25 protein-coding genes and 1 pseudogene are annotated in these 24,078 nt (G+C 75.1%); 17 read left to right on the top strand and 9 right to left on the bottom strand.

What is annotated here, in order from left to right:
- Positions 1-45 precede the first annotated feature (45 nt).
- On the top strand, positions 46-792 hold the full coding sequence (locus AB0O91_RS02880) for a TetR/AcrR family transcriptional regulator C-terminal domain-containing protein (protein ID WP_363427319.1): 747 nt from the start codon (positions 46-48) through the stop codon (positions 790-792).
- A gap of 3 nt (positions 793-795) precedes the next feature.
- On the opposite strand, the gene AB0O91_RS02875 is transcribed toward AB0O91_RS02880, so the two are convergent.
- On the bottom strand, positions 796-2,169 hold the full coding sequence (locus tag AB0O91_RS02875) for a pyridoxal-phosphate dependent enzyme (protein WP_363427318.1): 1,374 nt from the start codon (positions 2,167-2,169) through the stop codon (positions 796-798).
- A 189-nt stretch (positions 2,170-2,358) separates the two neighbouring features.
- Here AB0O91_RS02875 and AB0O91_RS02870 point away from each other — a divergent pair, with 189 nt between their 5' ends.
- From AB0O91_RS02870 to AB0O91_RS02855, 4 genes are all read left to right on the top strand, one after another.
- The gene (locus AB0O91_RS02870; RefSeq protein ID WP_363427317.1) at positions 2,359-2,727 is read left to right on the top strand and encodes a hypothetical protein; all 369 of its coding nucleotides are present in this window, start codon (positions 2,359-2,361) and stop codon (positions 2,725-2,727) included.
- A 128-nt stretch (positions 2,728-2,855) separates the two neighbouring features.
- Entirely contained in the window at positions 2,856-3,332 is a 477-nt protein-coding gene (locus AB0O91_RS02865) for a hypothetical protein (RefSeq protein WP_363427316.1), read from the top strand.
- Between the two features lie 288 nt (positions 3,333-3,620).
- Entirely contained in the window at positions 3,621-4,763 is a 1,143-nt protein-coding gene (locus AB0O91_RS02860; RefSeq protein WP_363427315.1) for a serine hydrolase domain-containing protein, read from the top strand.
- The gene (locus AB0O91_RS02855) at positions 4,760-5,317 is read left to right on the top strand and encodes a hypothetical protein (protein ID WP_363427314.1); all 558 of its coding nucleotides are present in this window, start codon (positions 4,760-4,762) and stop codon (positions 5,315-5,317) included. Before AB0O91_RS02860 ends, AB0O91_RS02855 begins: the two co-directional genes overlap by 4 nt.
- A 51-nt stretch (positions 5,318-5,368) precedes the next feature.
- Here the strand turns inward: AB0O91_RS02855 and AB0O91_RS02850 are convergent, their stop codons facing one another.
- The 4 genes from AB0O91_RS02850 to AB0O91_RS02835 form a co-directional block, all read right to left on the bottom strand.
- The gene (locus AB0O91_RS02850) at positions 5,369-6,760 is read right to left on the bottom strand and encodes an alpha/beta fold hydrolase (RefSeq protein ID WP_363427313.1); all 1,392 of its coding nucleotides are present in this window, start codon (positions 6,758-6,760) and stop codon (positions 5,369-5,371) included.
- A 172-nt stretch (positions 6,761-6,932) separates the two neighbouring features.
- Complete coding sequence (locus AB0O91_RS02845) at positions 6,933-7,742, bottom strand: alpha/beta hydrolase (RefSeq protein ID WP_363427312.1); 810 nt, start codon at positions 7,740-7,742, stop codon at positions 6,933-6,935.
- A 148-nt stretch (positions 7,743-7,890) separates the two neighbouring features.
- Positions 7,891-9,390, bottom strand: a complete 1,500-nt coding sequence (locus AB0O91_RS02840) for a PQQ-binding-like beta-propeller repeat protein (RefSeq protein WP_363427311.1) — start codon at positions 9,388-9,390, stop codon at positions 7,891-7,893.
- A 287-nt stretch (positions 9,391-9,677) separates the two neighbouring features.
- Positions 9,678-10,049, bottom strand: a complete 372-nt coding sequence (locus AB0O91_RS02835) for a hypothetical protein (RefSeq protein ID WP_363427310.1) — start codon at positions 10,047-10,049, stop codon at positions 9,678-9,680.
- A gap of 186 nt (positions 10,050-10,235) precedes the next feature.
- On the opposite strand from AB0O91_RS02835, the gene AB0O91_RS02830 reads away from it, so the two are divergent.
- The 5 genes from AB0O91_RS02830 (at position 10,236) to AB0O91_RS02810 (ending at position 15,180) form a co-directional block, all read left to right on the top strand.
- Complete coding sequence (locus AB0O91_RS02830) at positions 10,236-10,553, top strand: helix-turn-helix domain-containing protein (RefSeq protein WP_363427309.1); 318 nt, start codon at positions 10,236-10,238, stop codon at positions 10,551-10,553.
- An 85-nt stretch (positions 10,554-10,638) separates the two neighbouring features.
- Entirely contained in the window at positions 10,639-12,153 is a 1,515-nt protein-coding gene (locus AB0O91_RS02825; RefSeq protein ID WP_363427308.1) for a protein kinase, read from the top strand.
- Between the two features lie 210 nt (positions 12,154-12,363).
- Positions 12,364-12,693, top strand: coding sequence for a hypothetical protein (locus AB0O91_RS02820; RefSeq protein ID WP_363427307.1), 330 nt, complete (start codon positions 12,364-12,366; stop codon positions 12,691-12,693).
- Positions 12,694-12,867: 174 nt separating this feature from the next.
- The gene (locus AB0O91_RS02815) at positions 12,868-13,557 is read left to right on the top strand and encodes an alpha/beta family hydrolase (protein ID WP_363427306.1); all 690 of its coding nucleotides are present in this window, start codon (positions 12,868-12,870) and stop codon (positions 13,555-13,557) included.
- A 408-nt stretch (positions 13,558-13,965) separates the two neighbouring features.
- Positions 13,966-15,180 carry a serine hydrolase domain-containing protein gene (locus AB0O91_RS02810; RefSeq protein ID WP_363427305.1) on the top strand — a complete coding sequence of 405 codons (1,215 nt, stop codon included), beginning with the start codon at positions 13,966-13,968 and terminating at the stop codon, positions 15,178-15,180.
- Between the two features lie 68 nt (positions 15,181-15,248).
- On the opposite strand, the gene AB0O91_RS02805 is transcribed toward AB0O91_RS02810, so the two are convergent.
- On the bottom strand, positions 15,249-16,148 hold the full coding sequence (locus AB0O91_RS02805; protein WP_363427304.1) for a helix-turn-helix transcriptional regulator: 900 nt from the start codon (positions 16,146-16,148) through the stop codon (positions 15,249-15,251).
- Between the two features lie 79 nt (positions 16,149-16,227).
- Between AB0O91_RS02805 and AB0O91_RS02800 the strand changes: the two genes are divergently transcribed.
- The 6 genes from AB0O91_RS02800 to AB0O91_RS02775 all read left to right on the top strand — a co-directional run bounded on the left by AB0O91_RS02800 (position 16,228) and on the right by AB0O91_RS02775 (position 20,101).
- The gene (locus AB0O91_RS02800) at positions 16,228-17,139 is read left to right on the top strand and encodes an alpha/beta fold hydrolase (protein WP_363427303.1); all 912 of its coding nucleotides are present in this window, start codon (positions 16,228-16,230) and stop codon (positions 17,137-17,139) included.
- The gene (locus AB0O91_RS02795) at positions 17,136-17,492 is read left to right on the top strand and encodes a DUF6204 family protein (protein WP_363427302.1); all 357 of its coding nucleotides are present in this window, start codon (positions 17,136-17,138) and stop codon (positions 17,490-17,492) included. The genes AB0O91_RS02800 and AB0O91_RS02795 overlap by 4 nt, the downstream gene beginning before the upstream one ends.
- A 75-nt stretch (positions 17,493-17,567) precedes the next feature.
- A complete protein-coding gene (locus AB0O91_RS02790; protein ID WP_363427301.1) occupies positions 17,568-18,119 on the top strand; it encodes a MarR family winged helix-turn-helix transcriptional regulator in 552 nt (183 codons plus the stop codon).
- A 126-nt stretch (positions 18,120-18,245) separates the two neighbouring features.
- Positions 18,246-18,962 (top strand): class I SAM-dependent methyltransferase, encoded by a 717-nt coding sequence (locus AB0O91_RS02785; RefSeq protein WP_363427300.1) that lies wholly within the window; start codon positions 18,246-18,248, stop codon positions 18,960-18,962.
- The gene (locus tag AB0O91_RS02780) at positions 18,959-19,348 is read left to right on the top strand and encodes a sulfurtransferase TusA family protein (protein ID WP_363427299.1); all 390 of its coding nucleotides are present in this window, start codon (positions 18,959-18,961) and stop codon (positions 19,346-19,348) included. The genes AB0O91_RS02785 and AB0O91_RS02780 overlap by 4 nt, the downstream gene beginning before the upstream one ends.
- Before the next feature lie 300 nt (positions 19,349-19,648).
- Positions 19,649-20,101, top strand: coding sequence for a hypothetical protein (locus AB0O91_RS02775; RefSeq protein WP_363427298.1), 453 nt, complete (start codon positions 19,649-19,651; stop codon positions 20,099-20,101).
- 149 nt (positions 20,102-20,250) lie between these two features.
- Here the strand turns inward: AB0O91_RS02775 and AB0O91_RS02770 are convergent, their stop codons facing one another.
- The 3 genes from AB0O91_RS02770 to def form a co-directional block, all read right to left on the bottom strand.
- Positions 20,251-21,699 (bottom strand): transcription antitermination factor NusB, encoded by a 1,449-nt coding sequence (locus AB0O91_RS02770; protein ID WP_363427297.1) that lies wholly within the window; start codon positions 21,697-21,699, stop codon positions 20,251-20,253.
- A gap of 71 nt (positions 21,700-21,770) precedes the next feature.
- A complete protein-coding gene (gene fmt, locus AB0O91_RS02765) occupies positions 21,771-22,709 on the bottom strand; it encodes a methionyl-tRNA formyltransferase (protein ID WP_363427296.1) in 939 nt (312 codons plus the stop codon).
- A gap of 43 nt (positions 22,710-22,752) precedes the next feature.
- The gene (gene def / locus AB0O91_RS02760) at positions 22,753-23,298 is read right to left on the bottom strand and encodes a peptide deformylase (protein WP_363427295.1); all 546 of its coding nucleotides are present in this window, start codon (positions 23,296-23,298) and stop codon (positions 22,753-22,755) included.
- Positions 23,299-23,552: 254 nt separating this feature from the next.
- Between def and AB0O91_RS02755 the strand changes: the two are divergent.
- A pseudogene (locus AB0O91_RS02755) lies at positions 23,553-23,897 on the top strand (hypothetical protein); the annotation flags it as partial.
- Positions 23,898-24,078: the final 181 nt, after the last annotated feature.

Below are 24,078 nucleotides of genomic sequence, written 5' to 3'. Positions count from 1 at the left end.
CGTACGTCGTACGTATCTAAGATGGGTGGGCGAGGTGATCTTCCAGTGCCGTCCAGCAAGCCCCCCAGCAGCTCCGCCAGCCCGGAACAGCCCGGCAGGCCGGTGGCCCCCGAGGCCCCCGAACTGATCTGGCTGCGCCCCGAGCGCACCGGCCGCGGCCCCAAGCCGGCCCACAGCCGCGACTCGATCGCCGCGGCGGCGATCACGATCGCCGACGCCGAGGGCCTGGACGCCGTCTCGATGCGCCGGGTCGCGGCCGCGCTCGGCGCGGGCACCATGTCGCTCTACAACTACGTGCCGAAGAAGGAGCACCTGCTCGACCTGATGCTCGACGCGGCCTGCGGCGAGTACCGGCTGCCCGCCGAGCCGAGCGGTGACGTCCGGGCCGACCTGACGGGCCTCGCGCACGAGCAGCTCACCATCTTCCGCCGCCACCCGTGGCTGCCCGGGCTGGTCATCGCCCGCCCGGGCATCGGCCCCAACGCCCTGCGCTACACCGACCACTTCCTCGCCGTCACCGCCCCCACCGGCCAGCCGGGCGGCACCCGGATGGAGGCGATGGCGATGTTCAACGGCTTCATCTGCCAGTTCGCCCAGTACGAGCAGAGCGCCGCGGCGGGCGCCAAGTGGCAGGCGGAGATGGTCGGTTACCTCACCCAGGCGGCGATGAGCGGCGCGTACCCCCACCTGGCCCGGGCCTTCGCCACGGCCGGTCCGCCGGCCGACCCGGACCAGGCCTTCGAGCGCACCCTGGACCGGGTCGTCCTCGCCATCCTGGCGCCCACTCGGTAGCGGCTAAGCGAGACCCTCCCGCGACAGCACCCCGGCCACCCGGCCGTCCACCAGCACCGCCACCCCCGGGTGCCCGCCCGCCAGGGCCGCCCGCGCCTCGGCCGCCGACTGCCCGACCCCCACCGTCGGCAGCGCCGGCCCGAGCAGCGGGCGCACCGGGCCGTCCGGCTTCGCCCCGCCGTCGGCCAGCGCCGCCGCCAGCACCTCCCGGGACACCGAACCGACCACCTCCGGCGCGGCCACTCCGTGCGGCCGCGCGACCCGCGCCAGCACCGCCGGGGCGACCCCGCCCGGCGCGGCCCGCAACGCCTCCAGCGCGTCGCCGACGGTCGCGTCGGCGGACACCGCCACCAGCGGGCGGGCGGCGTCCAGCAGCGGGCGCAGCCCGTCCTCCCCCTCCAGGAACCCCCACGCGCGCATCCAGACGTCGCTGTGCACCTTCGACAGGTACGAGCGGCCCGAGTCCGGCAGCAGCACCACGACCAGGTCGTCCGGCCCCAGCCGGCGGGCCGCCCGCAGCGCCGCCGCAACCGCCGTGCCGGACGACGGACCGACCAGCAGTCCCTCCTCGCGGGCGAGCCGGCGGGCCGTCAGCAGCGACTCGCGGTCCGGGATCCGCTCGAAGGAGTCGACCACCTCGGAGCGGTAGGCCTGCGGCCAGCGGTCCTCGACCGTCTCGGGGTGGAGGAAGTGGCCGATGCTCTCGACGAACCACGGGCTGCCGTCCCCGCCCCCGTAGGTGGACGCCTCCGGGTCCGCGCCGATGACGGTCACCGACCCGCCGGAGGCCTCCTTCAGGTACCCGCCGGTGCCGGTGACGGTGCCTCCGGTGCCGACGCCCGCGACGAAGTGGGTGACCCGGCCGCCGGTCTGCTCCCAGATCTCCGGGCCCGTGGTCCGGACATGGGCATCGGGGTTGGCCAGGTTGTCGTACTGGTTGGCCAGCCAGGCACCCGGGATCTCCTCGGTGAGCCGCCGGACCACGTTGAACAGGTGCCGCGGGTCCTCCTGCGGCACCGAGGTCGTCGCCAGCACCACCTCGGCGCCGTACGCCCGCAGGATGTCGGACTTCTCGGCCGCGGACTTGTCGGAGACCCCGGCGATCACCCGGTACCCGCGCTGCCGCCCGACGATGGCCAGTCCGATCCCGGTGTTGCCGGAGGTCGCCTCGACGATGGTGCCGCCGGGCGCCAGCGAGCCGTCCCGCTCGGCGGCCAGGATCATCGACAGGGCGGCGCGGTCCTTGACGCTGCCGCCGATGTTGAGGAACTCGGCCTTGGCGTAGATCGGCGCGGCGATCCCGGCGCCGAGCCGGGCGAGCCGGATCAGCGGCGTCCCGCCGATCGCGTCGAGGACGGATTCGTGCACTGCGGTCATCGGTAGCTCCCTGATAGAGGTTTCCGATCGAGCCTGCCCACACCGACCGCCCGGCAGACTCCGGTACGCACGCGAAGGGGAATGGCCGGTTCTCCCCCTACAAACCGCCCCGGCCGTACCCGGAGGATCGAAGCGCGGCCCTTGTCAGGAAAGGACCGCACGTACCCACACCATCGAAGGGACCGACCGATGCGCATCACCGTCCGCCGCACCGTCGCCGCCGTCGCGGTGACCGCGGCCGCCGCCGTGCTGACCACCCTGGGCGCCGGCACCGCCCAGGCCTCGACCTGGGACAACTGCCCCGACGGCGCCGTCTGCGTGTACGGACAGGACCAGCCGGCGAACACCCCGATCCTCACCCTCTGGTCGTACGGCCCGCACAACCTCAGCAACATGAACGGCAACCACTGGGTGCTCAACAACCAGACCGGCGGCGCCGCGGCGCAGCTGTGCGACGGCTACAACGGCACCGGCACCTGTCACGACTACATGCCGTCCCAGACCGGCGTGTACGCCAACCTGACGCCGGTCAACTCCATCGTGCTGATCCGCCCGTAGCGGCGGCCCACCCGGTCCGGGTCGACTCCCCCGCCCGAGGGAGTCGGCCCGTACCGCAGCAGGACGACCACCGGGCCCGGCTCCGCGACGGTGGAGGCACCACCCACCGAGGATCCGAGGAGCGGGCGATGACCCGACAGCACCGACGCACCGTCACCGCCTGGGCAGCCGGCCTCGCCCTGCCGTACATCGCGCTGAAGTCCTACTGGGCGGCGGGCGGCCGGGCCGGGGTCGCGGACGGCTTCGACATCGCCGACGAGTTCCGGCGCAACGGCGCACCGACCGCCCTGGTCCAGTTGGAGCGGCACGGCGTCGACTTCACCGCCGTCCTGGCGGCGACCGGCGTGGTACTGGCCCTCGCCCTCGCCCTGCGCCCGCCCCGACACCCGCTCCCCCGGCGGCTGTTGCTCGCCGCCGCCTGGGCGGGCACCCTCCTCGTCCCGTACGGACTGCTCACCGCCGTCCTCGGCGCGCTCGGCCACAGCTCCCCCGACACCCGGCTCACCGGCTGGGTGGTCCCGGCGGGAGCGTCCGCCTTCGTCGGCATCGGCACGGCCCTCGCGCTCGCCGCCTGGCCGCACCGGCCCGCCGGGGTCCGGGCATGACGCGCCCGGAGACCGGGCCGTCCGCCCGTCCGTCCGTCCGGACGAGGAGGCGGTGGTCAACGTCCCGCCGCCGTACGACCCCGCCGCTGTACCACCCCGCCGACGACTGAACCCCGCTGAACCCCGCCGCCGTCCGAGCCCCGCCGGGAACCGGACCCCCGGCGGCGGTCACACCCGCCCCTCCCGTCCCGGCCTGGCGAAAACCTGTCGTCCCGGCCCGTTCCAGCCCGTACCGTGGACCGGTCGACGATCTTGGCATACGCCAGCCGCACAGAACGGGGCACCACGATGCAGCAGTACCAGGGCTGGGCCGACGAAGGCTACGGTGCCGTCGTGGACGCCTTCGCCGGCAACTTCGCCGACTTCCCCGAACTCGGCGCCGCGTGCACGGTGTTCGCCGACGGCCGGAAGGTGGTCGAGCTCTGGGGCGGCACCGCCGACCAGCGCACCGGCCGGGCCTGGACGCAGGACACCCTCGTCCCGGTGTTCTCCTGCGCCAAGGGCCCGGTCAGCATCGCCGCCCTGCTGCTCGCCCAGCGCGGCCGGCTCGACCTGGACGTCCCGATCGCCCGCTACTGGCCCGAGTTCGCCCGGCACGGCAAGCAGGCGATCACCACCCGGATGATCCTGGGCCACCGGGCCGGCCTCCCCGCCCTGGACGCGGTGCTCCGCTTCGAGGAGATCGCCGCCTGGGAGCCGGTGATCCGGGCGATCGAGGCGCAGCAGCCGCTCTGGGCGCCCGGGACGGCGTACGAGTACCACGGCCATGTGTTCGGCTTCGCCGTCGGCGAGGTGATCCGCCGGATCACCGGCCTGACCCCGGGCGCGTTCCTGCGCGAGGAGCTCGCCGAGCCGCTCGGCCTGCCGCTGTGGATCGGCCTTCCGGAGAGCGAACTCCCGCGCCTGGCACGGCTGGTGGAGGCCGACGGCCGTCGCCCGATGCCCGGCCCGGAGCACCTGCTCACCCGGATCGTCACCATGAACGGCGCCCTGGTCTTCCCCGGTCTGGACGTGCCGCACGGCTGGAACGACCCGGCGCTGCACGCGATCGAACTGCCCGGCGCGGGCGCCGTCGCCTCCGCCACCGGACTGGCCGGCCTGTACGCGGCCGCCGCCACCGGCCTGGACGGCGGCGCGCGGCTGCTCTCGGCGGCGACGGTGACCGACGCGGTCCGCGAACTCTCCTCCGGCCAGGGCTACCTGGGCTTCGACGCCGGCGCCCGCTGGGGCTCCGGGCTGCTGCTGGACTCCCCCGGGTTCCGCCCGCTGCTCGGCGCCCGCAGCTTCGGCAACGACGGCGCGGGCGGCCAGTTCGCCTTCGGTGACGACGAGTTCGGCATCGGTTTCGGCTACGTCGCGAACCGGATGATCGGCCACGGCGACGCCCGGGCCAACCGGCTGGTCGACGCGGTCCGCGGGTGCCTGGGGTGACGGACTTCCTCGACCGCCTCACCCGGCTCTTCGCCACCGGCGCCCTCGGCGAACTGCGCTACGGCGCCCTGCTGTCGGATCTCTCCGCCCGCTACGGCGATCCGTGGGACGGCGGCCGGATCCACCGCGAGCGCCACTGGCCGCACGCCTTCGGCTTCGGCGACGTGCTCACGGTGTTCTGCCGTTGCCGGCAACTGCGTTCGGTGTCCCTGCTGACCTGGCAGGGGGAGCTCGACCTCCCGGTGGAGGGCGGCGGGTCGCGGACGTACCGGACCCGTGTCGCCGAGTCCGAGCTGGTCGCCGCGCTCACCGCGGCGGGCTGCACCTGGCGGACGGTGACGTACGAGAACCTGCCCGACCAGCGGACCCTGGAGTTCTCGCCGACCGAGGACGTCTGGGTGGCCCTGATCCTCACCGACCGCGAGAACAGGGACGATCCGCCGCTCGCGGACTGGATGCTGTACAAGGTGATGATGTGGGGCTGGGACCACGTCGACTGCCCCGGGCCCGACCCGGCGCTCCCCGACGACGGCTGGGGGGCCTCCGAACGCTGAGGCGGTGGCGGGCCGTTCCGTCCCCTGTGCGGAACGGCCCGCCACCGGCGCTCACTTCAGCAGGAAGTCGTAGACCGCCTGCCGTCCGACCGGGTCGGCCGCCCGGGACTGCACCGAGTGCGCCGCACCGGGGACGATCACGATCTGCGGGTGGTGGACGGACTCCGCCTCCTGGTACAGCCACTCGTACGGGGTGGAGAGGTCGCGGTCCCCGCCGAGCAGCAGCACCGGCACGTCGGGCAGCTTGCGGTGCGCCGGCGGCAGCGGCGGCACCGGCTCGCGCGGCCAGTCCAGGCAGACCAGCAGGGAGCCCAGCCCGGTGGCGGTCGCCGGGTCGTACGGCCAGGTCTCCTCGGCGGTCAGGTCCTGCCGGGTCCGGTCCAGCGCGGCGGCCCGGCCCTCCACCGGGGTGTTCCCGGAGCCCCACGGGTAGCGCCCGTCGGCGCACAGGGTGGCGGCGTGCAGGCCCTGGCTGAGCGCCGCGGCCGGGGCGGCGTCGCCCTTGTGCACGTCGTCGAGGAAGGCCTGGAGCTTCTCCGGGTGTCCGCCGGCCGCTTCGTGCAGGGCTTCCGGCACCCCGCCGTAGTCGGGGTCGGCGAACTCGTAACTGGTGAGCGCGTCCAGGATCTGCGCCCCGTTGCCGTACTGCCGCACGGTGGCGGCGAGGTCGGCGGCCGGGTCGGTGGTGCAGCCGGTGGCCTGGCAGGCGGAGCGCAGCACCCGGGCGGTGGCGGGCAGCGCGGCCAGGTCCATCGGGTCGTAACCGCCCTGCGGCACCACCGAGTCGAGCACCAGCCGCTGGACGTGGGCCGGGTGGGCGAGGGCGTACCGCTCGGCGACGAAGGTGCCGTACGAGACGCCGTCGAGGGTCAGCCGGCGGTCGCCCAGGGCCCGGCGCAGCAGGTCCATGTCGCCGACGGTGTCCGCGGTGCCGTAGAAGCGGGCGTTCGGGCCGAGGGCGGTGGCGCAGTCGGCGACGGACTGCTTGCGCGGCACGGCGAGGTCGGAGGAGCCCATGTCGGTCTGGAGGCCGGGGCACTGCAGCGCCCGGGCGCCGGTGCCGCGCTGGTCGTACATGACCAGGCGGTAGTCCTTCAGCACCGGCGCCAGCTTGGCGGCGATCCGGCTCATCAGCGGCACCCCGGGCTGGCCGGGGCCGCCGGTGAGGAACAGCAGGTCGCCCTTGGGGGCGTCGGCGTTGCCGGTCATCGCCACGTCGAGCCGGAGGGTGCCGGGGGTGGCACCGCTGTGGTCGAGCGGCACGGTGATGCTCCCGCAGGTGAACTCGGTCGCGCCCGGGCAGGGCGCCTGCCCGGTGATCCCGCCGCCGGGCCGGTGCCGGGGTTCGGCCGACGCCGTGGCGGCGGGGCCGGCGAGGGTGGTGCCGGCGACCACCGCGACGACGCCCAGGAGGGCGGCGACGCGGCCGCGCGTGCTCGTCATGTTCGTCCTTCCGTCGACACCGCGTCCGTACCGACGCGGTCGCGGAAGTAGCTTGAGCCCGGGGCGACTTCGAAGGCGAGCGTTCGGGTCAGGATTCGACCAGAATCGAAGGGTCCCGATCGGAAAGGGTGACGAAACCGGCCGTTCCGCTACTCCCCCGCTACGGCACGTTTCACCCCAGCGCGCGCGGAAGCACCACCCGCACCCATTCCTCCGGCTGCGACACGTGCGGAGCGTGACCGGCGCCCGCGTACACGTACCGCTCCGCCGCCGGGAGGGCGAGGTCGATGAGGTCCAGCACCTGCCCGTACATCGGCGGACTGTCGTCGCTCTGCGTGAGCAGGGCCGGCTCGGCGAACCGGGACAGCGCGTTCAGGTCCAGATCCAGCGCGTCCGGGTCCCGCAGCTCGTCCAGGTAGGTCGGCGCGTTGCGGATGAAGGTGTGCCGCACCGGCGCGGGCAGCTGCGCCCACGCCCCCGGCGCGAAGGCCACCGTCTCCACGAACAGCTCCGCCGCCGCGGCCGACTCCGCCTGCTCCAGCAGCTCCCGGACGGCGGCGACGCGCCCCGCGAGCGCGGTGCCGATCGGCCGCAGCTCCGGATCGGTGAGCAGGAGGCTGGTGCCGGGCGGCTCGTGGACGGCGAGCCCGCGGAGCAGGTCGGGCCGGACGGAGGCGAGCCGCAGCGCGATCAGCGAGCCGTACGAGTTCCCGCAGACGAAGGCCGGTGCGAGTCCGAGCCCCTCGATCAGCCCGGCCAGGTCGGCCGCGTCCTCGTGCACCGATCCCTGGGTGAGCGGGTCCTCGCTGCGGCTGTGGCCGCGGCGGTCGTAGGCGACCACCCTCGTCGACCCGGCGAGCCCCGGGACCACCCGGGACCAGGAGTCCGCGTCGCTCCACGAGCCGTGGACCAGGACGACGCCGGGGCCCTCCCCGTCGGCCTCGTAGTGCAGTGAGACCCCGTTCACCCTGATCTCGGCCATCACGAGCCTCCCGGCCTCGGCGGTGCCCCTCCACCAGCCTGACACAAGCGCCTGGAACGCTCAGCCCGCGCCGCCGGCCCCCGCCGAGCGGCCCGTCCGGCCGATCCGGCCGAGCGGCCCGCGCCACCGGCCCCGCGCACCGGCCCGTTCAGCTGATCCCGCGGACGGGCGGCTCGTCCCTGGTCCCGTCCTCCGCGACCACGGTGAACTGCTCGCGCCCCGCCACCGCCAGGTCCACCGGGTACAGCGAGGCGGTGTCGTTGACGTCCAGCTCGCGGCTGCGCCGACCGGTCGCGGCGTCGACCCGGGTCAGCTTGTCGCGGGTCATCGCCCAGACCGAGCCTCCGTCCACCAGCACGCCGGTGACCTGGTCGTCCAGGCCCGCCGTCCAGCGCTTGGCGCCGTCCGCCAGGGAGTACGCGACCAGCCGCCCGGTGGCCGTCCGCCTCGGGCGCTTGCCGCCGCTGATGCTGACGTCGCCCGGCCGCTCGCCCGGGACGATGAACAGGTCCCCGACCACCACGCCGCCGAACAGCGGCCGGGCGCTGAACTCGTCGAAGGCGTGCACCCCGCCCAGCATCACGTCCAGGTCGTACTCGTCGCCGGTGACCGGTATCGCGGCGCGCTGCCGGCCGGCCGCGTCGTAGCTGAGCACGGCATGGGTGCCGTGGTCGGCCTGGGCGTCGACCCAGACCGCGAGCGGATCGACGGACACCACCATGAAGTTCTTCAGCCCGCCCTCGGTCGGCAGGTCGATCCGGGTCCGCCCCTGCCCGTTCCCGGGGGTCAGCGAGCGCAGGACCGCCGCCCCGTCACCGCACTGCGCCGCCGTCACCACGTCCTGCTCCCCGCCCGCGACCTCCAGCGGGACGCAGCCGGTGTCGGGCGCGCTGCGCCACTGTTCCCGGCCGTCGGTCAGCCGGACGGCCCGCCAGCCGTCCGTGCCCTGCAGCACGGCCAGGGTGCCCGCCACCGCGACGAGGTCCGAGTCCGCACTGTCCCCGTCCCGGGCGGGCGCGTTCACGGCGGCGGTCCAGCCCGCCCGGCCGTCCGCGAGGTCCAGCGAGGTCACCGCCGCGCAGGGCTTGCCGCGCGGCGCGTGACCGACCAGGCCGACGCCGCCGGAGCCGATCCCCCGGCTCATCGTGCACACCGAGTCCTGGCCGGGCGGCGTCCACTGCCAGGCCACGGACCCGCTGTCGCTGCGGTACGCCACCACCTGGTCCGGGCGGACCCGGACGACCAGGTTCCCGCTGGTCCAGCTGCCGACGGCGCGGACGGTGGACGGGTGGTCCGACTCGGCCTTCCAGTCGTCGTTGACGCCGTCCCCGGCGAAGCAGACGAAGACCCCCAGCCCCAGCACGGTGCCGAAGGCCACCGCGGGAAGCCCGCGCCGGGGGTGGATCAGCGCCCAGACGAAGCCGGCGCCGCAGGGCAGCAGCCCGACGATGCTGATCGCGCCCATGAAGGCGAGGCTGTCGCCGCCGAACCCGTTCGCGGGACCGAACAGCACGGCCAGACCCAGGCTCGCGAACAGGGCCCCCAGGACACCGCCGAAGACCACCAGCCCGTCCTCCCGGTGCTTGACGAACCTGGCGCGCCACTTCGTCCTCGCCCGGACGCCACTGTCCTCGGGCCCCTTGGCCATGCCGGTCTCTCCCCTGCGAACCTGCGAAGAGCCGCCCAGACAAAGCAGGACGACGATCATCGGATCGTCGCAGAGCAGAGCAAGATCCTGAACAAAGAGCAGGAAAAACCCCGGCCTCCCCTGAACGGGCACGGGTCGCGAGCCGTCCGTCACCCCCCGTGGCCGCGCCCCTCCCGTCCCTTCGGCCCCTCCGGGCCGCCCCTCCCGCCTCTTCGGCCCCTCCGGCCCGCCCGGACCCGTCCGGGCGGAACACAGCAGACCGCACCCGTCCGGGCGGCGAGCGCGCGTCAGTCCGTGAACACGGGCCGGCTCCGGTCGAACTCGACGTACTCGAACACCGCCCCGCCCGGGTGCCGGGCGGTCGCGTTGCGCCCGGTCGGCACCTGGTTGGGACCGTTCAGCAGTTCCCCGCCCAGGGTCCGCAGCAACTCCCCGAGGCCGTCCAGGTCGTCGACCAGCAGAGTGCCCTGCACCTGCCGGAAGGGCGCCAGCGCCTCCTCCGTGCCCGCGACGACCAGCAGACCGCCGATCCGGGCCACCTCGACACCGGCGTGCGGGAAGCGCAACCCCTCGCGCTCGCCGGTGAGTTCGCGCAGCGTGGGCAGTGCCGCGTCCAGTTCGTCCACGTACACCCGGGCCAGCGTCGCCAGCACCTTCATGCTCGGACCTCCGTCTCTCCGAACGACCGGGCTGCTCCGGGTCGATCCGCGTCGATCCGGATCGACTCCGGCCCGGTCCCGATGGAACCCAAGATCAATTCGACTGTCCCGAACTATCGGAACGAGATACTAGGCTGCCCGCCGAGCCCGCCACCAGAGCCGGCCGCCGCCCACCCGAGGAACCCGATGCGGACCCTGCCCCAGCCCCACCCCGAGGACCTCGACCTCGCCACCGTCCTGCACGCCCTCGGCGACCCGGTCCGGCTCGAACTCGTCCGCCGCCTCGCCGAGGAGGGCGAGACCACCTGCAGCCCCGAGGGCCTCACCGTCCCGCGCTCGACGCTCTCCAACCACTGGCGGATCCTCCGCGAGGCCGGCGTGGTCGCCGTCCGCAGCAGCGGCCGGACCCGCCTGGTCACGCTCCGCGGGGACGCGCTCGACGCCCGCCTCCCGGGACTGCTCGGCGCCGTCCTGGCGGAACTGGCCGGCGACCGCGACGGGTGACCAACCACCGTACCCTCACGGTAGGTTGACACCGACGGGCCGCGGGCACCGGAGCCCGGACAGCGGGGCACGGAAGGGGCGCGGGATGCAACCGGGCGAGGTACTCGACGGGCGGTACGAACTGGTCGAGCAGATCGGCGAGGGCGCGTTCGGCGCGGTCTGGAAGGCCCGCGACGCGCGCATCCGCCGGCTGGTCGCCGTCAAGGTGCTGCTCCCCGGCGGCACCGGCTCCGCCAAGGACGCGGCCCGGTTCGCCCGGGAGGTGGCGACGGCCGGCGCGCTCAACCACCCGTCCATCGTCACCGTGCACGACTTCGGCCGGCACCTGGGCGCGGAGCGCCCGTTGTTCTTCCTGGTGATGGAACTGCTCGACGGCGCCCCGCTCAGCCGCCACCTGGCCGACGGGCCGCCGCCGCTGCCCCGGGCCCTCGACTGGGCCGCCCAGATCGCCGGGGCGCTGGGCACCGCGCACCGGGCCGGCGTCGTCCACCGGGACGTCAAACCGGCCAACGTGATGGTCCAGTCCGGCGGGACGGTCAAGGTGGTCGACTTCGGCATCGCCCGCACCGGCACCGCCGACGACGGCGTCACCAGCACCAACGTGATCGTCGGCACCCCCGCCTACATGGCCCCCGAACGCTTCGACAGCCGCGTCCTGGACGCCCGTTCCGACCTCTACGCCTTCGGCTGCCTGCTCTACGAACTCCTCACCGGCCGCCCGCCGTTCCGCGGCACGCTGTTCGAGCTGATCCGCCAGCACGGCGAGACCCGGCCGGCCGCCCCCAGCTCCCTGCGCGCCGGGTCCCCCGGGCCGGCCGGAGCGCCCGCACTGCCTGCGCTGCCCGCACTGCCCGCCGAACTCGACGCGCTGGTCCTGGAACTGCTCGCCAAGGACCCGGCCGACCGCCCTGCCGACGCCCAGTCGGTCGCCGAACGACTGCGCCGGTTCGCCGAGCGCCCCGACCTGTCCGAGCGGCCCGGCCGGCCCGGTCACCACCCGGCCACCGTCCCGAACGCCCCCGCCCACACCACCGCCGAGCAGGACGCCTACGTGCTGGCCCGCCGCCGGGAGGCGGACGCACTGCTCGCCCGGGCCCGCGAGGAGGCCACCCGGCGGCAGGAGCGCTTCGACACCGAGGCCGCCCGACTCCGCCACCGGGCCGAGCAGGAGGTGGCCGAGCTCAAGGCCCTCACCGAGGCCGCGGCGCAGCAGATCATCGCGGACGCCCGGGCCCGTGGCGAACAGCTCGAACGCGAGTCCGCCGCCCGGGCCGCCGCCAGCCTGCGGCAGCTCAGTGAGAGCGAGCAGCGCAACGACCTGCTGAGCCGCCAGACCGAGAAGCTGCGCAGCGACGCCGAACACCTGCGGCGCAGCGTGGACAACGCCCGACGGCAGGCCTCGGAGTTCCTCGCCGACGCGGTCGCCAAGGCCGGTCTCGGTCCGGCGCCGGAGCCCCGGCCGCAGCCAGCCGGACCGCCCGCCCCGTCCGGGCCGCAACGGCGGAGCCTCTCCGGGATGCGGGAGCTGCTCTCCGGGCGCGGCCGGTCGGCCGAGCGGGGGCCGCAGGGCGCCGAGGACGGACCGCGGCGTCGGGAATAGGCCAACTCGGCGCCGTGCACGGCATGTTGACGGGGGTAGCCGGGGGAACAAGCTTGGCCCGCCGGAGTACCACCGTCCGCGCTCGCCCGACCGGGTGAGCGTCGGCGCGCGACCGTACGCACACACACGGCGGCTCGTTCTGCTGTACATGATCCCCGCGCTCTCCACCGCTTCCGCACGCCCCGGGCACAGCGCCACCCCGAGGCCGTCGTGGCGGTGATCGGCCGGGCGACGGCCGCGGTGCTCTCCCTGGCCATCCTGCTGGTCCCGGCGGCCGTCACCCCCGGTGAGCAGCGGGTCCCCCGGGTCGGCACCGGGTGGTGGGAGGTCTCCGCCAACGCCGCCAACGTCCGGCGGGACCACTTCGGCGGCGACACCGTGATCGGACTGGCCCGCTCCGGCGACCGGGTCGAGGTGGTGGACACCTGGACCTCACCGCTCGGCGCCCGCTGGTCCAAGGTCCTGGTCACCCGCACCCGGGTCACCGGGTGGATGCTGTGGTCCCTGTTGGCGCACCACGACCCGCTGCCGGATCCGTAGTCCCGGACGCCCCGCGGCTCCGCCTCCGCCCTGCGGATCCGCGCCCGCCCCGGGAAGCCCCCCGCCGGCCGCGCGTCGCGCCCGTCCCGGGAAGCCCGCCCGCCGGAGGCGTCCCGCGATCCGACAGAATCCACGGGACACGCCCCTGGCCGCACCACCCCCGGAAGGACCGGCATGTTCCGAGCGCAGCGCCCGCGCACCGCACAGCTCACCCCGCGGGAGGTCGACGGACCCGTCTCCGGCGTCGCCCTGCTCCTGCCCGGCGGGTTCGTCCGCAGTCACTTCGGTCCGCTGCGGATCGCCGAGCTGGGCCTCCAGGGTCTGGCCGCCGAGCTCACCGAACGCGGCCGCCCGCACGGCCTCGCCGTGCACCTGCTGCGCTACCGCTACAGCGGCTGGAACGGCGCCGACGCCGACACCGCGGTCGACACCCGCCGGGCGCTCGACGAGCTCGCCCGCCGGCACCCGGGCGCGCCGGTGGTGCTCATCGGCAACTCCCTCGGCGGGCGGGCGGCGTTCTGGTGCGCCGACCACCCGAGCGTCGCCGGGGTGGTCGGGATCGCCCCCTGGCTGCCCAGCGGCGACCGGGTCGACCACCTCGCCGGGCGCCGGGTGCTGATCGTGCACGGCACGGCCGACCACAGCGCGGCCAACGCCGCCCAGTCCCTGGAGTACGCGCTGCGCGCCCGGCGGGTCGTCCCGGACCTGGCGCGCTACGAGGTGCCCGGCGGCAACCACTACCTGGTCCGGCGGAGCGCCGACATCAACGCGCTGACCACGGACTTCACGCTCACCGCGCTGGGCGCGGAGACGGCGCCGCTGGCGACGGGGGCGGTCTGCGCCCCGCTGCCGGTCCGGTCGTAGCCGACGGCGGGTGAACTCCCGGGCCGGCCCTGCCGATCGGCAGGGCCGGCCTTCGGATTCGGTGCCGACTTCCTGCCGATCGGCACATGTGCGGAGGGGGTGACGACGGCCAGTCTTGGAGTCACCGAGACGGCGGCCACCGGGGCCGCCGAAGAAGGGAGCCGCCACCGTGTTCCGCACCGCACGCACCGCACGCACCGCCTCGGACGTCGAGCCGTTCGGTCGGCGCCGCCGCCACAGCAGCAGCAGCCCGACGTCGATCGGACAACACACCGCAGCACGGCAACTGAGCGATCGTCACCGGCGTATTACCTCTGGGTCGACCACGTTCGAACCAAGCGAACCAAGCGCCCCGACCGGCCCGACCGGCCCGACCGGCTTGACCGCCCCTACGACCTCGGAGAACCCATGCCCATCGCCCAGCGCGCCGCCCTCGCCCTCACCGGGCTGCTCCTCGCCGCCGGTACCACGCCCGCCCTGGCCGCCGACCGGGCACCGTCCGGCGGCCCCGACCGGGCCGCCCTGAGCGCCGCGATAGCCGCCCGCCCGGGGGATCCCCTCGCGGGCGCGATCGCCCGGGTGACGGTCGACGGTCACGCCTGGCGCGGGTCCGACGACGACCCGGTGAGCGGGCAGCCGGTCCCATCCGACGCCGCCTTCCGGATCGGCAGCATCAACAAGACCTTCGTGGCCGCCGTGCTGCTCCAGCTCGCCGCCGAACAGCGGATCAGCCTGGACGGCACCGTCCAGCAGTACCTGCCCGGGGTACTGCCCGACGGGGTGCTGCCCGACGGCTCGACCGGCGGTCCGGCCTACCAGCCGATCACGGTCCGCCAACTCCTGGACCACACCAGCGGGCTGCCCCCGGTCAAGGAGGGCCCGGACGTCAAGGACAACGACGGCATGATCGCCCAGCGCTTCCGGGTCGAGACCCTCGAGGAGGTCGTCCAGCGCACCCTGCGGCCCACCACCGGCCCCTGGCCCGAGCCCGTCTTCGCCCCCGGAACCGCTCAGCTGTACAACAACGTCAACTACCGGCTGGCGGGCCTGCTCGTGGAACGCGTGACGGGCCACTCGCTCCGCCAGGAGGTGACCACCCGCATCCTCCGGCCGCTCCACCTGCGGCACACCGAACTCACCGACGGCGCACCCGAGATGCCCGAACCGCACCTGACCGGGTACCTCCTCGACACCGCCCACGTCCCCACGGACGTCTCCGAGCAGGGCGGCAACCCGGAGTCCATGGTCTCCACCCCCGCCGACCTGGACCGCTTCCTGCGCGCCCTGCTGGACGGCGAACTGCTGCCGCCCCAGCAGCTCCACGACCTCCTCACCCTGCCGCGCGACGCCTCCGGACAGCTGGTGCCCTACCACGACTCCGACGACTGCCAGTTGGGCCCCGACAAGGGCAAGGCCTGCTACAGCGCCGGGCTGTTGGCCCTCCCACTGGCGGACGGCACGCTGCTCTGGGGCAAGAGCGGCCACGACCTCGGCTACTCCGACGGCTTCTTCGCGACCGCCGACCTGCGCAAGCGTCTGGTCTACTCCGTCGGGGTCTCCGGCGTCACCCCGCCCCAGGCCCTGCGCCTGGCCGCCGTCACCTTCGGCCCCTTCGCCCGCTGAGCCGACCGACGCCCTCCCCGCTCTCGCCGCCCCTCCTCCCTCGGCCCTACTCCCTCACCCCTGCTCCCTCACCGCCCGGCCGCGGCCTCGCGCCAGCGGCCGGGCGACGCCCCGGCCAACCGGCGGAAGAAGGCGGCGAAGTTGGCGGCGTCGTCGAAACCGACCCGCTCCCCGCAGCGGGCGAGCGGCAGGTCGGTGTGTGCCAGGAGCCGCTTGGCCTCCAGCAGGATCCGCTCGTCCAGGTAGCGCTTCGCCCCGAGTCCGCTGGCGGCACGGGTCGCCCTGGTCAGGGTCCGCACGGTGTAGCCGAGTTCGCGCGCGTAGCCGGTGACATGGTGCCGCTCCGCGAAGCCCTCCTCGACCGCCCTGCGGTACCGGTGGAAGACCTCCCGATCTCCCGCCGCACCCGCCGCACCCGCCGCACCCGCAGGCCACACCGGCCCGGGCGGGCCCACCCGAAGCAGCAGCGCCGCCAGCAGGTGCCCCAGCAGCGCCCGGGAGCCGGCGCTGCCCCGCGCCACCGCCGCGGCGTGCTCCCGCTCCAGCAGCTCGACCCCGGCCAGGGCCAACTCCCAGTCCTCCTCGCCGATGTACCGGCACGGCGGGCCGAAGTCCGTCATCGCCTCCACCGGCGCTCCCAGCCCCGAGAAGGCGACCTGCTCGAACAGCACCAGCGGCCCGTCCACCCCGTCGACGTCCGCCCAGCGGTGCACCACCCCCGGGCGGATCCAGACCGCGCTGCGTTCCCCCAACGGGTGGTCGACGAAGTCCGCCGTGTGCCGACCACGGCCCGACCGCACCAGCGCCAGCACATGGAAGTCCGGCCGCTGTGGCCGCTCCCGGTGCCGGGCCGGGTCCATCCGGCGCAAGCCCTCGAAACTCAGCACCTCCAGGCCGAACCCCGCCGACTCGGCCGCCGGGCTGTACCGCACCTGCCGGATAGCGGGCAGCTGTCCGTTTTCCACCATCACCGCGCACCTTTCGACCGGGCCGTCCGCCCCGTCCCGACCGTAGTCTCCGAGACGTACCCACCCCGAGGAGATCACCATGTCGCCGGAATCCACCAGCCACCCGTTCCCCGCACCTGCCCCTCCCTCGTCAGCCCCCACCCCCGTCCCCGTCGACGGCGGCACCCTCCACGTCCGACGCCAGGGCCGGCACGGCCCCGCCCTGGTCCTCGTCCACTACTGGGGCGGTTCGGCCCGCACCTGGGACGCCCTCGTCCGCCACCTCCCACCCGACCGCGCCACCGTCCGCTACGACCAGCGCGGCTGGGGCCGCTCCCGCGCCCTGCCCGGCCCCCACCACCTGGAACAGCTCACCGAGGACCTCCTCGCCGTCACCCGTGGGCTCCGCCTGGACCACTTCGTCCTGGTCGGCCACTCCATGGGCGGCAAGGTGTGCCAACTCGCCGCCGCCCGAAGGCCGGAGGGCCTGGCCGGTCTCGTCCTGGTCGCCCCCGCCCCACCGCGGCCCGCCCCCACCGCGACCCCCGACCACGGCCGGGGCCTCGCCCGCGCCTACGACACGGCGGAGTCCGCGGGCCACGCCCTCGACCACGTCCTGACCGCTGCCCCGCTACCGCCCGCGGTCCGTGCCGCCGCCGTCCGCGACAGCCTGGCCGCCGACACCCCGGCGCGCGAGGAGTGGCCGCTGCACGGCCTGGCCGCCGACATCACCGCCGCCTGCGCCGGGATCCGGGTCCCCACCCTGGTCCTGACGGGTCGGCACGACCGGGTCGAGCCGGCGGACCTGCTCCGCACCCACCTGCTGCCCCACCTCCCGCACGCCCGGCTCACCACCGTCCCCGACGCCGGACACCTCCTCCCCCTGGAGGCCCCCGCCGTGCTCGCCGCGGCCGTCGAGTCCTTCACCGCCGGCCTTCCCGCCCCGAGCCCGGCGGGCCCCCGGAATCGCATTGGCGGTCCACCGCCCCTCCTGCCTATCGTCGGGGCATGACCACTCGAACCTTCCGCATCATGGTGCGCGGCGTCTTCGGCGGCCTCACCGACGAACAGCGCGCCGAACTCCTCGCCGCCGCACCCGAGCACGACGTCCTGCACGCCGCCTTCACCCGCGAAGGCCACCTCAGCTACGACCTCACCGCGCGCACCGCCTTCACCTTCCGCTTCCTGGACGAGGGCGAGGCCGAGGAGGACATCCTGGAGGCCACCGAGCGGGCCGAGCAGGCGGCCCGGGCCTGGCTGGCCGACCGCGGCTACGGCCACAAGAACCTCCGCTCCCAGGCCGAGGACCTCTCCCAGGCGCCGCTCGGCAAGCGGCAGCGCCGCGCCGCCAACACTGCGGGCTGACCGACCCCCTCCCCCCTCCGCCACCTCCTTGACGGCTCCGCCCGTGCTTATACTTGAGTAGTCAAGGAGGTGGCAATGACAACCCCGCTGAACCCCGCCGACCCGCCGAACCCAGCCGACCCGCCGAACCCCGGCGCCGACACCGGCTCCCGCCCCGACCCGCTCGACACCGCGCTGCGCCTGGTCCGCGCCCAGACCGCCGTGGTCAAGCGGTTCGATGCCGGCCTCAGCGGCCTGCACGGCGTGAGCCTGTCCGACTTCACCCTGCTGCTCCACCTCGCCCAGGCCCCCGGCGGCCGGATGCGCCGGGTCGACCTGGCCGAGGCCCTCGGTCTCACCGCCTCCGGCGTCACCCGCGGCCTCGCCCCGCTCGAACGGATCGGCCTGGTGGCCCGGGAGGCCGCCGCCCGTGACGCCCGGGTCGCCTACGCCACCCTCACCCCCACCGGCCGCGAGCGACTCGCCGAGATGCTGTACACCGCCCGGCAGATCGCCGCGGAGCACTTCGCCCCCGACCGTTGGAGCAGCGAGGACCTCACCGGGCTGTCCACCCTGCTGACCCGCCTCGGCGGCACCGCCCCCGCGCCCACCCCGCCCGCCGGCCCGAACCCCGGCGCCAACCCCTGACCACTCCCCGCCCCGCCCCACGCCCTACGCTGGACCCGCACCACCCGCACCACCCGCACCACCCGCACCACCCGCACCACCCGCACCACCCGCACCACCCGCACCACCCGCGCGAAGGGCAGCACGATGACCCGCACTCCCGGCACGCCGCCCGGGGCCTCCCCCGGCGCGTCGCCGCACCGGGAGTCCGAGCCCGCCCTCGCCGACGCCCAGCGCACCCACTGGCAGCAGACCTACCGCGCCCACCCCGCCATGTACGGCGAGCAGCCCTCCGCCCCCGCAGAGCACGCCGCCCGGGCCTTCGCCGCCGCCGACGCCCACCAGGTGCTCGAACTCGGCGCGGGCCACGGCCGCGACGCCCTCCACTTCGCCCGCTCGGGATTCCGCGTGCTGGCCGCCGACTTCAGCCCGACCGGCCTGGACCAGTTGCGCAGCGCCGCCGCCGAACAGGGCCTGGCCGAGCGGGTCCGCACGGTCGTGCACGACGTCCGCGAGCCACTGCCGCTGCCCGACGCCTCCGTCGACGCGGTCTTCGCCCACATGCTGCTCTGCATGGCGCTCAGCACCCAGGAGATCGAGGCGCTGGTCGCCGAGGTGCGCCGGGTGCTGCGCCCGGGCGGCAGCCTCGTCTACACCGTCCGCCACAGCGGTGACGCCCACTACGGCGCCGGCACCGGCCACGGGGACGACATCTGGGAGCACGGCGGCTTCGCCGTCCACTTCTTCCCCCGCGAGCTGGTGGACCGGCTCGCCGAGGGCTGGCACCTCACCGAGGTCCACCCCTTCGAGGAGGGCGAACTGCCCCGCCGCCTCTGGCGCATCACCCAGGAGACCCCCCGATGACGACCCCGGACACCACCTCGGACCAGGCCCCGGCCGAGACCCCGGCCGCCGCGTCCGCCCCCACCACCCGCTCCGCCCCCGACCTCACCATCGACGGCACCGGTCTGCTCTGCGTCCAACTCCTGCTCCGCCTGCGCGCCCGGATCGCCCACCTCCCGGCCGGCGCGGTGGTCCACATCCGGACCACCGACCCCGCGGCCCCGCTCGACCTGCCCGCCTGGTGCCACCTGACCGGCCATGGGTACCTCGGCCCGATCCCCTCCCCCGCGCCGGACCACGAGGTGTACGGCCTGCACCTCACCTCGGCCCCGGTCCGGACCCGCCCCGACCGCCCCTGGCACCCCGCCCCCACGGCGACCCCCGACCCGGCCCCCAGCGCGGACTGACCGGGAAATCCCCGCGCGCCCGCCGCCTCCCCGGGTGAAGACTGCCCCCGTGCCCACCGCAGCCCCCACCCCGACCGACGACGATCGGGCGGGTGCGCCGCACCGACGACGAGGTCCCGGTCTCCCCCGAGACCCACCGGCCGATCGCCGAACACGACCCCGCCCTGCCCGACCGCCGCCCGCTGCAGGAAGCCTGGCAAGCCGCCCGAGGACGGGTCACGCCGCGCCCGCCCCGGCCACCCGGTGTGCCACGATGGCAAGAAATCACAACGGCCGGACCCCACAGGGAGGTTGACCACCATGGATCCGATCCTCGACTGCCACTGGCGCGACCAGGACGGCGGGTGGGCGCTGACCGTCGGTCTCAACGGCACCGACTGGGAGCTGTTCGCGGCCGGACCGCAGTGGTCCGAGTCGCTCCCCTTCGCCGGACCGGACGAAGTCCGCCGGCTCGCCCAGGCCCTGCTCGACCTGCCCGCCGACCCCGAGCCGTACGAGTGCGCGTGGCGGCTCGCCCGGAAGGGCCGCGCGGCCGCCGGGGAGCAGCACGGCCGCTACGCGACCCTCACCGTCGGCCTCGACCCCGCCGACGACCACCGCCCGTACCTCGCCTACCGGTCCTTCCACGACCCGGGCCACACCACCGGCCCCGGCTTCGAGGTGATCTGCGAGGACCCGCCGGTCGACCACCTCCGCGCCCAGGCACACGCGTTCCTCACCAACTGCCCGGGCCCACGGCCCCGGTGGCCGTAGCCCCGGCCGACCGCCCCGGACCGCCCCGGACCACCGCCGACCGGCCCGGCTCCCACCGGACCGACCGGCGACGCGAAGCCCGACCGACACGAAGCCCGACCGACACGAAGCCCGACCGGCGAAACGAAGCCCGGCCCGAGGGCCCGACCTCAGCCGGTCCGGCGCAGCAGCGCCAAGTACATCGCGTCGGTCCCGTGCAGGTGCGGCCACAGCTGCACGTCCGGCCCGTCCCCGAGCGCCGGGACGCCGGGCAGCAGGGGTCGGGCGTCGATCCACTCGACCCGGCCGCCCTCCTCGCGCAGCACGTCGTCGACCACCGCCCGGGTCTCGGCGAGGTGCGGCGAGCAGGTCGCGTAGCCGACCACCCCGCCGACCCGGGTGGCCTCGACCGCCGAGCGCAGCAGGTCCCGCTGCAACGGCCCGAAGGCGGCGACATCGGCCGGGCGACGGCGCCAGCGCGCCTCCGGGCGGCGCCGCAGCGCGCCCAGCCCGGAGCAGGGCACGTCGACCAGGACCCGGTCGAAGCCGCCGGAGCGCCAGGCCGGGCGCGTGCCGTCCGCCGCGATCACGGTGTACGGACCGGGGTTGCCCTCCAGCGCCCGCGCCACCAGCCGGGCCCGGTGCGGCTGCTTCTCGCTCGCGACGAGCCCGGCACCCCGCTCCGCGGCCAGCGCGCCGAGCAGCGCGGCCTTGCCGCCCGGCCCGGCGCAGCCGTCCAGCCAGAGCCGGTCCGGGCCCTCCAGCGGCGCCGCGGCCAGCGCCAGCGCGACCAGCTGGCTGCCCTCGTCCTGCACGCCGGCCCGGTTCTCCCGGACGGCGGTCAGCGCACCCGGGTCGCCGCCCTCGGCGAGCCGCAGCGCGAACGGCGACCAGCGGCCGGGCTCGGCCTCGGGCAGGGCCTCGGCCAGCTCCTCGACGGTGGCCCGGCCGGGCCGGGCCACCAGGGTGACCTCGGGCCGGGCGTTGTCGGCGCGCAGCAGCTCCTCGATCGCGGAGCGTCCGGAGGCGTCCGGCTGCCAGCGGCCGAGCGAGTCCCAGAGCGCGGAGACCACCCAGCGCGGGTGCGAGTGCACGACCGCCAGGTGGTCCTCGGCGTCCCGGTCGTACGGCGGGGCGACCTGCTCGATCCAGGTGTCCAGGTCGCGGGCGCTGATCCGGCGCAGTACGGCGTTGACGAACTTGGCCTTGCCGTCGCCGAGCACCACCCGGGCCAGCTCCACGGTCGCCGAGACGGCCGCGTGGCTGGGGATGCGGGTGGTGAGCAGCTGGTGGGCGCCGAGCGAGAGGACGTCCAGCACCGGCGGGTCGACCTTGCTCAGCGGCCGGTCGACGCAGGCCGCGATGATCGCGTCGTAGGTGCCCTGGAGGCGCAGGGTGCCGTAGACGAGCTCGGTGGCGAGGGCGGCGTCCCGCCGGTCCATGCCCTTCTGCTCGGCCTCGCGGAGCAGGGAGGGCAGGATCAGGTTGGCGTACGCGTCGCGCTCGTCGACGGCGCGCAGGGCGCGGAACGCGACGATCCGGGCCGGGTCCTTCTTCGGCCGGCGGTGCGGACGGGGGGCGCGCTTGGCGCCGGCGGGGGTGTTCGGGGGCGTGCTCACAAGGACCTCAAAGTGCTGCGGTGGTTATGTCGTACGAACGGTAACGAGAACAGTAACGCCGATCCGGAACTTCAGCCTCCGAACCGTTCCCCGGCCTCCAGCCGCGCCCCGCGCGCCCAGTCGGCCGCCCGCATCTCCTTCTTCCCCTGCGGACGCACCTCACCGAGCTCGATGTCGTGGCTGCCGGTGCCGACCCGCACGCTGTTCTTGCCGGCCATCGCGACCTCGCCCGGCGCCAGCTCGGCGGTGTCCGGCAGCAGCCTGACCGGCCCGGTGACCTTCAGCCGCTCGCCCCGGAACTCGGTCCAGGCCCCGGGCGCCGGGGCGCAGCCGCGCACCACCCGGTCGATCCGCAGGGCCGGGTGGGCCCAGTCGATCCGCGCGTCCTCGACGGTGATCTTCGGCGCGAGGGTGATGCCGTCGGCGGGCTGCGGCACGGCCTGGAGCGAGCCGTCCTCGATGCCGTCCATGGTGGCGGCGAGCAGCCGGGCGCCCGAGAACGACAGCCGGGTGAGCAGTTCACCGCTGGTGTCGTCGGGGCGGATCGCCTCGGTGATCACGCCGTAGACCGGGCCGGAGTCCAGCCCCTGCTCGATCAGGAAGGTGGAGGCGCCGGTGACCTCGTCGCCGGCCAGCACCGAGTGCTGGACGGGGGCCGCGCCGCGCCAGGACGGCAGCAGCGAGAAGTGCAGGTTGACCCAGCCGTGCTTGGGGATCTCCAGGGTTCCGGGCCGCAGCAGCGCGCCGTAGGCGACCACCGGGCAGCAGTCCGGGGCGAGTTCGGTGAGCCGGGCGACGAAGTCCGGGTCGCTGGGCTTCGCCGGCTTGAGGACCTCGATCCCGGCCTCCTCGGCGCGCTGGGCGACGGGGCTGGCGACCAGCTTGCGCCCGCGCCCGGCGGGGGCGTCGGGGCGGGTGACCACCGCGACGACCTCGTGCCGGTCGGAGGCGATCAGCGCGTCCAGGGCGGGAACGGCGACCTCGGGGGTGCCGGCGAAGACGAGACGCATCAAGTGCCTTTCTGCAGACGGGAATTCGATGATGACGGGAGAGTCAGCGCGCGGCGCCGAACGTGCTGTGCGGCGACACCTTGACCACCGGCGCCGGGCCGGAGCCCCACTCGGCGTCCCGGATCGCCTTCAACGCGGCCTTGCGCTGCTCGCGGTCGAGCCGGTCGATGAAGATGATGCCGTCCAGGTGGTCGGTCTCGTGCTGGATGCACCGGGCGAGCAATTGGGTGCCCTCCAGGGTGACCGGATCGCCGTACATGGTGAAGCCCTTGGCCACCACGCCGTACGCGCGCCTGGTGTCGTAGCGCAGCCCGGGCAGCGAGAGGCAGCCCTCCGGGCCCTCCTGCTCGTCCTCGCTCAGCGACAGGTCCGGATTGATCAGGTGCCCGGTGACGCCGTCCACGTGGTACGTGAAAACCCGCAGCGAGACGCCGAGTTGGGGCGCGGCGAGGCCGGCGCCGGGGGCGTCGAGCATGGTCTCGGTGAGGTCGGCCACCAGGTTGCGCAGTTCCTTGTCGAAGGTGGTCACCGGCTGGGCGGTGGCCCGCAGGACGGGGTCTCCGAAGAGACGGATCGGCTGGATCGCCACGGGGTGCGGGCTCCTGTCCGGGTGGGCGCGGGCTTCGGGCAACGACTGGTTCCCCCGCAAGTCTATGCAACCGTCCGGGCGTCACGACGGCCGTCCCCGGACGCCCGCACCGGCTTCTGGCATATCCCGACTCTGCCGAGCCGCGTTACCCCGGCCCCCGCTTCGGCGTTGGTCAAGAGAGATTGACCGGGGCCGGGCGCACGGGACACCGCGCCCCGGCCGAGCTGAACCGTACGGAAGGTGGCACGTAGGCCATGGCCGAGCAGATCAACCACGACGCCCGGGCGCGGGCGAGCCTGCACCTGCTGGTGCGGGACATCGAGCGGGTGAGGCGCCAGGTCGACGCGCTGCGGACGCTCACCGCCCAACTGGGCAACGTCTACCGTCCGCGCCGTCCGAGCACGTCGGCCGGCTTCGTGGTGTACGGACGGGCGCCCGCGCCGACCGTGCGCCTGGCGCAGGAGCTGCGGGAGAGCGTGGAGACCCTGGTCGCGGCGGCGGTCGAGTTCGACCGGGCGCTGGGGTTCTCCTGGGACTCGGTGGGCTCCGCCCTCGGGGTCACCAAGCAGGCCGTCCACCGCCGTTACGGCATGCGCCGCCCGACCAGCGAGCTCCTCGCCGCCAGTGGCGCCGTCCCGGGCCCCGGCCGCCCGGACCGCTCCGAGGAGCTCCCCGCCCCCGCCGAACGCGGCGGCCTGGCCGCCACCGTCCCCGCAGCCCGCCAGGGCGGCCTGGACCGCTCCAGCCTGGACCGCGGCGCCCTCGACCGCGCCCCACTCG

The organism is Kitasatospora sp. NPDC089797 (genome assembly GCF_040684795.1).
In the GTDB taxonomy this organism is placed as follows: Bacteria; Actinomycetota; Actinomycetes; order Streptomycetales; family Streptomycetaceae; genus Kitasatospora.
Note: the sequence above shows the minus strand (reverse complement) of the source record. Positions and strands in the feature narration are given on the sequence as shown.

Excerpts from the sequence above, each read along its gene's own strand:
- AB0O91_RS02785 (WP_363427300.1), top strand. The coding sequence starts at position 18,246 with ATGACCCGCACTCCCGGCACGCCGCCCGGGGCCTCCCCCGGCGCGTCG.
- AB0O91_RS02780 (WP_363427299.1), top strand. The coding sequence starts at position 18,959 with ATGACGACCCCGGACACCACCTCGGACCAGGCCCCGGCCGAGACCCCG.
- AB0O91_RS02835 (WP_363427310.1), bottom strand. The coding sequence starts at position 10,049 with ATGAAGGTGCTGGCGACGCTGGCCCGGGTGTACGTGGACGAACTGGAC.
- AB0O91_RS02830 (WP_363427309.1), top strand. The coding sequence starts at position 10,236 with ATGCGGACCCTGCCCCAGCCCCACCCCGAGGACCTCGACCTCGCCACC.
- AB0O91_RS02850 (WP_363427313.1), bottom strand. The coding sequence starts at position 6,760 with ATGACGAGCACGCGCGGCCGCGTCGCCGCCCTCCTGGGCGTCGTCGCG.
- AB0O91_RS02845 (WP_363427312.1), bottom strand. The coding sequence starts at position 7,742 with ATGGCCGAGATCAGGGTGAACGGGGTCTCACTGCACTACGAGGCCGAC.
- fmt (WP_363427296.1), bottom strand. The coding sequence starts at position 22,709 with ATGCGTCTCGTCTTCGCCGGCACCCCCGAGGTCGCCGTTCCCGCCCTG.
- AB0O91_RS02875 (WP_363427318.1), bottom strand. The coding sequence starts at position 2,169 with ATGACCGCAGTGCACGAATCCGTCCTCGACGCGATCGGCGGGACGCCG.
- AB0O91_RS02800 (WP_363427303.1), top strand. The coding sequence starts at position 16,228 with ATGTCGCCGGAATCCACCAGCCACCCGTTCCCCGCACCTGCCCCTCCC.
- AB0O91_RS02840 (WP_363427311.1), bottom strand. The coding sequence starts at position 9,390 with ATGGCCAAGGGGCCCGAGGACAGTGGCGTCCGGGCGAGGACGAAGTGG.
- AB0O91_RS02865 (WP_363427316.1), top strand. The coding sequence starts at position 2,856 with ATGACCCGACAGCACCGACGCACCGTCACCGCCTGGGCAGCCGGCCTC.
- AB0O91_RS02790 (WP_363427301.1), top strand. The coding sequence starts at position 17,568 with ATGACAACCCCGCTGAACCCCGCCGACCCGCCGAACCCAGCCGACCCG.
- AB0O91_RS02795 (WP_363427302.1), top strand. The coding sequence starts at position 17,136 with ATGACCACTCGAACCTTCCGCATCATGGTGCGCGGCGTCTTCGGCGGC.
- AB0O91_RS02860 (WP_363427315.1), top strand. The coding sequence starts at position 3,621 with ATGCAGCAGTACCAGGGCTGGGCCGACGAAGGCTACGGTGCCGTCGTG.
- AB0O91_RS02810 (WP_363427305.1), top strand. The coding sequence starts at position 13,966 with ATGCCCATCGCCCAGCGCGCCGCCCTCGCCCTCACCGGGCTGCTCCTC.
- AB0O91_RS02775 (WP_363427298.1), top strand. The coding sequence starts at position 19,649 with ATGGATCCGATCCTCGACTGCCACTGGCGCGACCAGGACGGCGGGTGG.
- AB0O91_RS02815 (WP_363427306.1), top strand. The coding sequence starts at position 12,868 with ATGTTCCGAGCGCAGCGCCCGCGCACCGCACAGCTCACCCCGCGGGAG.
- AB0O91_RS02805 (WP_363427304.1), bottom strand. The coding sequence starts at position 16,148 with ATGGTGGAAAACGGACAGCTGCCCGCTATCCGGCAGGTGCGGTACAGC.
- AB0O91_RS02870 (WP_363427317.1), top strand. The coding sequence starts at position 2,359 with ATGCGCATCACCGTCCGCCGCACCGTCGCCGCCGTCGCGGTGACCGCG.
- AB0O91_RS02825 (WP_363427308.1), top strand. The coding sequence starts at position 10,639 with ATGCAACCGGGCGAGGTACTCGACGGGCGGTACGAACTGGTCGAGCAG.